The organism is Nitrospirota bacterium (genome assembly GCA_020846775.1).
Lineage (GTDB): Bacteria > Nitrospirota > 9FT-COMBO-42-15 > HDB-SIOI813 > HDB-SIOI813 > RBG-16-43-11.
Window position 1 is genome coordinate 1 of record JADLDG010000015.1, and the last position, 8,726, is coordinate 8,726.

General features: G+C 41.8%; 10 protein-coding genes. 8 read left to right on the forward strand and 2 right to left on the reverse strand.

Annotation, left to right across the window (positions count from 1 at the left end; all coding sequences use genetic code 11):
• From IT392_01590 to IT392_01625, 8 genes are all read left to right on the forward strand, one after another.
• On the forward strand, nucleotides 1-865 hold an 865-nt coding region (locus IT392_01590), incomplete at its 5' end, for an MMPL family transporter (GenBank protein MCC6543177.1).
• Nucleotides 866-896: 31 nt separating this feature from the next.
• On the forward strand, nucleotides 897-1,691 hold the full coding sequence (locus IT392_01595) for an outer membrane lipoprotein-sorting protein (GenBank protein MCC6543178.1): 795 nt from the start codon (nucleotides 897-899) through the stop codon (nucleotides 1,689-1,691).
• Between the two features lie 189 nt (nucleotides 1,692-1,880).
• Nucleotides 1,881-3,119: a hypothetical protein gene (locus IT392_01600; GenBank protein ID MCC6543179.1), complete on the forward strand. Its 1,239-nt coding sequence runs from the start codon at nucleotides 1,881-1,883 to the stop codon at nucleotides 3,117-3,119.
• Between the two features lie 196 nt (nucleotides 3,120-3,315).
• Nucleotides 3,316-3,828: a hypothetical protein gene (locus tag IT392_01605; GenBank protein MCC6543180.1), complete on the forward strand. Its 513-nt coding sequence runs from the start codon at nucleotides 3,316-3,318 to the stop codon at nucleotides 3,826-3,828.
• A 17-nt stretch (nucleotides 3,829-3,845) separates the two neighbouring features.
• Nucleotides 3,846-4,604, forward strand: coding sequence for a hypothetical protein (locus tag IT392_01610; GenBank protein MCC6543181.1), 759 nt, complete (start codon nucleotides 3,846-3,848; stop codon nucleotides 4,602-4,604).
• Between the two features lie 120 nt (nucleotides 4,605-4,724).
• Nucleotides 4,725-5,522: an HNH endonuclease gene (locus IT392_01615; protein ID MCC6543182.1), complete on the forward strand. Its 798-nt coding sequence runs from the start codon at nucleotides 4,725-4,727 to the stop codon at nucleotides 5,520-5,522.
• Nucleotides 5,523-5,716: 194 nt separating this feature from the next.
• On the forward strand, nucleotides 5,717-6,040 hold the full coding sequence (locus IT392_01620; protein MCC6543183.1) for a hypothetical protein: 324 nt from the start codon (nucleotides 5,717-5,719) through the stop codon (nucleotides 6,038-6,040).
• Nucleotides 6,041-6,345: 305 nt separating this feature from the next.
• Nucleotides 6,346-6,696: a hypothetical protein gene (locus IT392_01625; protein MCC6543184.1), complete on the forward strand. Its 351-nt coding sequence runs from the start codon at nucleotides 6,346-6,348 to the stop codon at nucleotides 6,694-6,696.
• Nucleotides 6,697-6,711: 15 nt separating this feature from the next.
• On the opposite strand, the gene IT392_01630 is transcribed toward IT392_01625, so the two are convergent.
• Complete coding sequence (locus tag IT392_01630) at nucleotides 6,712-8,259, reverse strand: N-6 DNA methylase (GenBank protein MCC6543185.1); 1,548 nt, start codon at nucleotides 8,257-8,259, stop codon at nucleotides 6,712-6,714.
• The coding region (locus IT392_01635; protein ID MCC6543186.1) for an AccI family restriction endonuclease at nucleotides 8,259-8,726 on the reverse strand (468 nt) is incomplete at its 5' end. The genes IT392_01630 and IT392_01635, both read right to left, overlap by 1 nt.

Consider the following 8,726-nt stretch of genomic DNA (forward strand, 5'->3'; position numbering starts at 1 on the left):
AATTGAGCAATTGCAGAAAGAACTGGGAAGTCTTGCTGTAGTCGGAAAGACCACATCCCTCGTTGATATTGTAAAGCGGGTTAACAAGGTGCTCCATGCCAACTCCCCTGAATATGACACTGTCCCGGAATCATCGGATGAGATCGCACAGTATCTCTTTCTATTCGGCATGTCTGCGAAACCCCGGGACCTTGAAAACGTGGTGACTGCTGATTATGATAAGGCAAACATACTGCTTCAGTTAAAGACATGGGATGCCGTTGCCATGCGGGAGGTACTGAATAAGGTCGCGGAATTCAAGTTGTCTAATCCTGATCTCAGACTGCAATTTAAACCTGCCGGGATATCTTATTTCAACATGGTGTGGAACGATGAGGTCTTGTTTGATATGATAAAAGGGTTCATCCTTGCATTGATCGTGGTATTTATCATATTAGTGATTAATTTCAGGTCTATAAAGTGGGGGATGATCAGCTTCATCCCCCTGCTATTTACTATAGTAATTATTTACGGGTTTGTCGGAATAATCGGCAAGGATTTTGATATGCCGATTTCAGTGTTGTCAGCAATGTCTCTCGGAATGGCAGTGGATTTTGCAATCCACTTCATAAGGCGCTTTCAGCAGAGATATGCAGAAGACAGGGATCTGGAGAAGGCCCTCATATGGACTGCTGCAAGGCCGGGCAAGGGGATTATCAGAAATGCCATCCTTTTTGCTTCAGCATTTTCTGTAATGATACTTGCACCTCTGACCCCGTATATAACCGTCGGATTCTTTATAGCAGGAATGATGGTAATAAGTTCAGTTATGACGATTCTTTTTCTACCAGCAATTATCAGGGTGGCTGGCAGGTGGGTGCTGTAGCTATGTAATTTATTTGAAAGTGAGGAAAGTTATGAAGACATATCTCAGATTATTAGTATTTGTTTTACTTACAGTTGCTGTCAGTCCAACATTACTTCATGCAGAAGATGCCACTGACATCGTAAGGAAGTCTCAGGAAGCCTTTTTTTCTCAGGGGAAAGACATGCAGGCAAGAGTAAAGATGAAACTGTTATCCAAATCAGGGCAGCAGAGATTGCGGGAACTTACCATGCTGCGTAAAAATGGCTCAAATGGTGAGCAGAAATATTTCATGTATTTTCATAATCCAGGCGATGTCAGGGGGACATCTTTTATGGTCTACAAATATCCTGGCAAGGACGATGACAGATGGATCTTCATTCCGGCTATCAACCTTGTTAACCGCATCGCTGCAAAAGACAGCAGGTCAAGTTTCGTGGGTTCGGATTTCACATATGAAGATGTATCAGGCCGCGACGTTGAAGACGATACACACAAATATTTAAGAGAAGAATCCATTCAGGGGAAACCTTGCTATGTAGTAGAGAGCATTCCAAAGAACCCGACTGAATATACAAAGAAACTTTCATGGGTTGACAAGGCTACCTACCTGCCGCTTAAGGATGAGTATTATGATGTCCAGGGTTCACTGTACAAGGTTTTTACTGCGGATAAGATAGAGATCATAGGCGGCCTGCCTGCTGTAACGGGGAGGACTATGTCTAATGTAAAAAACGGGCATAAGACAGAGGTCGTGTTTGAAAACACAGCATTCAATGTCGGCATTGCCGATGATGTGTTCTCGGAGAGATATTTGAGAAAACCGTCGGAGAAGTGGATAAAATAAGCAATACGTTGAAATCAATGAGCAATGAGCAGCCGAGTGAGGTACTATTTTAGGATGAACTGTCATGAGCCCCGGGCTTAAAGAGGGACATGAAAATAATCCCCCTTACTCCCCCTTTTTCAAAGGGGGAAATTAGTTACCCCCCTTTAGAAAAGGGGGGTAAGGGGGGATTTGAAAGGTTATTTTCGAGTGAAAACGATACACTATCTATACATAGTTAGTATATTTGCTGCCATAACAGTCAATGCCCACGCCCAGGACATTACCCTCCACGGCTTTGTGCAGGGCAACATGTCTGCCAGGATTACAGGAAAGGAAACTCCCGACAGCGGTGAAGGAGGAGACTTTCTTTCCGGAGAGCAACGATTTCGCGGGGAGATTACCGGAAATTCCGAATCTGCTGCATTCACGCTTAAGACCGACTTTGTCCATGACTCTGTTTCAGATGAAGACAGGATAGACATCAGAGAGGGTTACATAGATTACAGGGCTGACAGCTATGACCTGAGAGCCGGCAGGCAGATAATTACATGGGGTGCGGGTGATCTGCTATTCATCAATGATACATATCCCAAGAATTATTCAGCCCTCTTCTCAGGGCAACCTCTTGAATACCTCAAGGTAGGCTCCGATGCCGTAAAACTGTCTGTTTATTCTGATATGCTTTCCGCTGACCTGGTAATTATACCTTTCTTCGAGCCTTACAAGCTTCCTGACGAAAAGAGATTTTTTCTCTACAGCCCAATGACAATTACCGGGAGTAAAACTCCAAGGGAAGAGATCGAAAACTCTGAAATTGCATTGAGGCTTTACAGACAGCTCGGACGATTTGATACATCAATATATTTATACCGCGGATTCTTTAAAATTCCAGGGATAAGACCTCTATCTCTTACAGAGGCAGAACTCTTCTATCCTCAACTTGCCGTCTATGGATTCAGCATGCAGGGGGCTTTTGCAGATGGTGTGTTAAGCATAGAAGGCGGCTACTATGACTCCCTCGATGACAGGAATGGCGATGACCCTACAATATCCAACTCATCTGCAAGATATATCCTCGGTTATTCAAAACAGCTCTGGACTGATTTTACCGCAGGCGTGCAATACTATGGAGAATATATGCAGGATTATAACAGATACGAGGGCTCCCTTCCTTCTGGCTTCCCCAAATCTGATCAGCATCATCAACTCATCACAGTGAGGCTGACACAGATGCTTAAATACAATACGCTGAGACTAAGCCTGTTTTCCTTCTTCAGCCCGGATGATGAAGACTACTTTATTATACCGGAGGCCAGATACAACATTACTGACTCTTTATGGATATCTACAGGAATTAACATATTTGGTGGTAAGAAATCCGAGACATTCTTCGGCCAGCTTGACAAAAACGACAACATGTTTGCTACCCTTCGCTACGAATTCTGAGATGATGTTTCCTTGGGTATTTCTCTTCCTTTTCTCTAAATAGGCCAAGCTGTCCACTTGACGTTTATATTGATATAGCGTAATTTATAGCTGTTGATGTTTTGAATGAGAGTATCAGGGTAAAGAAAAACCTGTATGAAGCTGTCGTACATATATTAAAAGTTAGGCGTGGTAAATCACAAACCGACGACTCTTTATGCTTAGAAACGTTGCTCAACTTTTAGATGGATTTCTTAATGAAGAGAAAAGGAAGCTTGATGAGTACAATTTAAAGCATGGCTCAACGATTGGGAAAATGTATGAGGGACTAACCGCAGATGTTCTTGATCGTGCAATTCCAGAAATATTAGGGCTGCAAATAGTAAGTGGCGTTATCTTCGATAATACCTGTCAGATGACTGGCGAAATCGACTGTATGCTGGTTAAAGGAGATGGGGAAACCATCCCTTACACCAATAGTTTCAAGTGGCATGTAAAAGACGTTATTGCTGTCCTTGAGGTTAAAAAGACCCTCTATTCAAATGACTTATCTGACGCATTTGTTCATTTAAGAGGTGTACTTGACAGTTACTATCGTTATATTCAAGTCGGCGTGGCTGAGGGCAATATAGACATTTCACCAGCTCACAAGGCATTTGCTCAAACGACAAAAAAAAAATCGCTCCACCATATTCAGAATTATGCAATCTCGCCTTTTCAGATGAGATGATCTTTCATACTCTAGTTATGGAGCAACTATCACCAATAAGAATAATACTTGGTCATCATGGTTTTCAGAGCGAACACTCTTTTAGAGAGGCCATGATTGGCTTCATTGAAAAAAACTTAAATCAGCAAGGTTTCGGAGTAGGAAGCTTTCCGCAGCTAATCATTTCTGAGAAGTTTTCCTTAATCAAAGTGAATGGACAGCCATACAGTGCCCCAATGAAGAACAATTACTGGGATTTCTATGTATCTTCCCAGGAAAATCCAATCATATTCGTTCTGGAGTTAATATGGACAAAGCTGCAACGTGAATATCAATTAAGCGGTCTTTGGGGCGAGGATCTTCAGCAGGAATGCATGCACGTATTCCTATCTGGCCGAGCCATCAAAAAAGAAGGGAAAATGGGGTGGGAGTATCAATACACACCAATTGATAAAGAGGTTCTCGAAGAGGAGGTGATTCCTGAAGATTGGTCTCCTGTTTTCCTCGATCAACCACAGTTTCTTGTTGTCAACAGACTCTGCAGTGGCAAGGTTGAGAACATAGACGACCAAGAACTAATTACGTATATCGAATCCAAAGGGCTTAACATCCAGGATTTCACCGATTCTCTCTTAGCTACTGGTTTAGTTGCTTTGAATGGAAGGGCGTTAGAGCTTACTTCTGAAATGTGCCAATGCGTTATTCTCCCAACTGGGCAATATGTAGCAGCAGAAAACAATACAGGTCGCTTGTCTCGATGGACTGAAAAACAGTTAGAACAAAGAAGAAATACCTAATCAGAAAATCCAGCCGTCCTCCTTTGCTGGCGGCTGATTTTAACGTTATGGGAACGAGATCAGGAGCCTTTTTGTCAAACGACGGGCTCTATGTGAGATTTGTGTTATGCGTGAGGAACAATGAGCGCGTATCTCTATACATGGAATCCTGAGCGATGGGTCTGGAGCGATCAACAGGACGCAATATATCGTGTAAATAATGGCGACGAATACGATATGTATTGGAGTTGCGGCAATACAAAGCGAATTGAAATCGGCGATCTATTTTTTCTGATGCGCCTTGGCATTGAGCCCAAAGGAATTATTGGCTGCGGCTATATTTCATCAAAACCATATCCACTACCCCATTGGGATTTGCAAAAGGCAAAAGAAGGAAAATCTGCACTCAGAACAGATTTACTGTTTAAAGCATTGTCTGAGGAACCAATAGTCTCCTTGTCTTATCTACAAGACAAATACCCAGGCCAAACATGGACGCCACAAGCAAGCGGGCTATCCATTCCTAACGAAATAGCTGAAGAGCTTTTTTCACTAATACAAGGAAACGCGAAATTAAACTTTCAGCCTTCCACCAAAAAGGAAATAGAACTATATGCGGAAGGCAAGTCACAAAGCGTCACTTATAAAACCTATGACAGAAGCCCCGCTGCTCGCCAAGCCTGCATAGAACACTACGGCTACCGTTGCACTGTATGTGGTTTCAATTTTGAGGAAGCGTATGGCGCTATCGGCTCAAAATACATTGAGGTGCATCACTTAAAGCAAGTTGCAGATGTCGGAGAGGAATACTTAGTAAACGCCATCAGTGACTTAAGGCCAGTGTGCGCAAATTGTCATCGCATGTTGCACAAAACAAGGCCGCCAATCTCAATTGAGGAACTACAAACACATAACAAGTCAATCAACCGGACACGCTAAGGCGCGCCAGTTATTCCCAATGTTAGGTACAAGGAGAGAGGTGTAAACATGGCTGATAAAATGACACGTAAATTTAAATTAGAAGCAACATTGCGAGAGTCGGGAAGACCAAAGAAAGGCTCCTGACTCGGTTTTTATACGTTTTAACATGCTGGACTGATTTTACTGCCGGTGTTTAATACTATGGGAAATATATGCAGGATTATAACAACTATGAAGATCCCCTCCCTCCCGGATTCCCTACAACAGGCAAGATTCATCAACTGATTACACTAAAACTAACTCAGATGCTCAAATATAATACCCTTCGTCTGGGACTGTTTACGTTCTACAGCCTGAATGATGAAGACTACTTTATTATACCGGAGGCAAGGTACAACATAACAGACTCACCCTGTACATCCATAGGGTCAATAGATTTGGCGGTAAGGATTAACGAACATTCTTCGGACAACTTGACAAAAACGACAACCTGTTTGCCACCCTTCGCTACGAGTTCTGAGATGATGCTTCCTTGAGTATTTCTTTTTCATTTCCTAAAATAGGCCAAGCTATCCGCTTGACGTTTATATTGATATAGCGTAATTTATGGCTGTTGATGTTTTGAATGAATGAGGATATCAGGGTAAAGAAAGAACTGGATGAAGCTGTCGTATGTATATTAAATGTTCGCCAGCGGAAGGAGAAGACAATGGCACTTAAGAAATGCAAGGAATGTGGTAACGAAGTCAGCACTAAAGCCGCGACGTGCCCCAAGTGCTGAGCCGTCCCCCCGCCGGTAGCGACCCACAACATTCACTTAAGGAATAATATGCCTAATAGAATGCTAACTGAAGACGAGCGAAAGCGACTGTTTCTTCCGTTAATTGCTGAAGTGCGTGGTCGGCTTGAGGAACTCAGCGACGGAGATGCGGACCTGATGTGGGCGCTTAACCGCAAGCTATACAAAACACTCAACTATGATGAAAGAGACAGCCCAACAAACAGGCGAATCCTGAAACAGATCAAAAGAGCAATTCAACAAAACACCTGTGCTACTTGCGGGAAAGTCCTCCCCGAGAAGAACTCGGTGCTCGACAGATTCGAAGCCATGAAAGGATATACGGAAGATAACACCAGATTGATTTGTCCAGCGTGCAATGTGCGGATTCAAGAAGAACGTGGCTACAAGTAATTTAGTTCATCATACTTAGCTATGATTATTTTTGTAAGATTTTGGTTTCTTTTCATTGAATAAGCCAAGCTGTTCGTTTGGTGTTTTGTATCCCCTGACAAGTTCGAATTGTTTTACTATTGTATCAGGTATGGGTAATTTCCCGAGGTTGCGGGGTTCAACTTTTATTGCCCCTGAACCATAGCTTTTGCCTACCAATTGCAGATTCTTTAATGTGTCCGGATGATTAAGCGCTTGCCACAAATTGCTTATATAAGTATCGTCTTTGTGAAGAGGATAAACGCATAAAAAACCAGTCAGAGGTAGAACTCCGGCTTCATTCTTTATGAATCTTGTATTTCGTCTGCCGAGGTAAGCAAAAAGAAGTGGTGGGATTTCTCTTTTTTCCATCTTATACCAAGGCCTCCGTTGTTTAATAAGAGGACGCGCTGGTAACCCTAATCCTTCACCAACCTTTAAATATTTGGCAATTGATTCATGCAATATCCCGTGTCCGGCGATCGAAAGGAGCAAAGTCGGACGGTTGTTTCCTTCAATTTGTTTAATGTTCTCTGTTGTAAGTATATCATCTGAGGCATCTTTAGTTCTTCCAACGGCTACTTTCAAATAATTATCAGGAATATTTAGCTCTACTGCCCGTTGTCGTGTTAAAAAGAAATAATCATTTGCTCCTGTTGCAATACCACGCATCACATTGGCAAAGTCGTTCAAATGATATTTATAGCTATTGAGATTTTGTTCCGGTCTCGAAAGGCCGGTGTTTATAGATTCTTTTAGTTGTCTTTTACAAACGTCAATAGATGCATACTTATTTTCCTTAAAATTAGATGTAACAAAATGTAAAAGGTCGCATGAGTATGCCTCTTTTGCCCTGACCCAGTAAATTGATTTTTGAGGCATTGAATTTTTGATAAGGAAAATTATTGCATTAGTGTCTACATTTGGAAAAGGTGTGGCTTCTTCATTAAAAGTGATTACACATTCAAGACAATATTTTTCAGTAATCCAGTCCCATAATTTTGCTGCAAACGTTCCTTCGCAAGTATCTGCAGGCATGATGAAAGCCAGTCTCCCGTTTGGTTCAAGCAGATTTAATGCTTGTATAAGAAAATATATGTGATACCCTGCTCTGCCATCAATTAAAAATCCTGTAATCCTTGCACAAAGTTTTTTTAAAATCAACTTTGTATTCTGATCAATTCGATGATGCCTTATGTATGGGGGGTTAGCTACTATAGCCTTAAATTTACCATGAGGAGGATTTTTGATAAAATCACGTAATTCAACATCGCAAGATGAATTCATGTAAATATCATCTTGCAGAACTTCCCCATCTGTGTCTGTTCCAAAATATTTTATATGAGGTTTGTTAAGTCTTAATAGCGCATCAAAAAATGCCCCTCTTCCGGTAGCCGGGTCAAAAACCAATTCTGTACTTTCTGCAACATAGGAAACCATTGCATCTGCCACCCAGCCAGGTGTCCAGAACTGACCTTTATCCCGAAGCTTTTCTCTCTCTTGCCACTGAGTCGGTATATTTTGATGAGCCTTTACTTTTCCCATCATAATTCCTTTAAGAGGTTTAATGCATCTTGAGTCATTTCAAGAGATCCTCCTTCGAATTTCACATAAGGCAGAATATGTCCATTTTTGTCCTGAATGAAATCAGGTACTAATACTGGCTGCTCAGTTGAAACAGCAAGAGGATACGCATAATGATAATAAAACTTGTAGATCGTCTTCTTTGTTGTAGCACCACCTGGTGCCTGAAAGGTCTGAATAGTTGGTTCTATAAACCCTTCCTGAATTAATCTTTCCGCTTCATCAAATGCCAGGCCAAAAGCACGGTCATAAAAAACATGCCAAACGTGTATTGAAACTTGGTTTTCTTCTTGCCACTTTCTTAAAGGCATTCTATCTTCCTCTTTGATAATAACTGTTGGCAATACTGATCCTTTCTTAAGTCCCAATTTACCTCCAAGTCTCTTTTGAGGGGTAAGTATTGAGTTATAGGCAGGCATCTTTTCTGC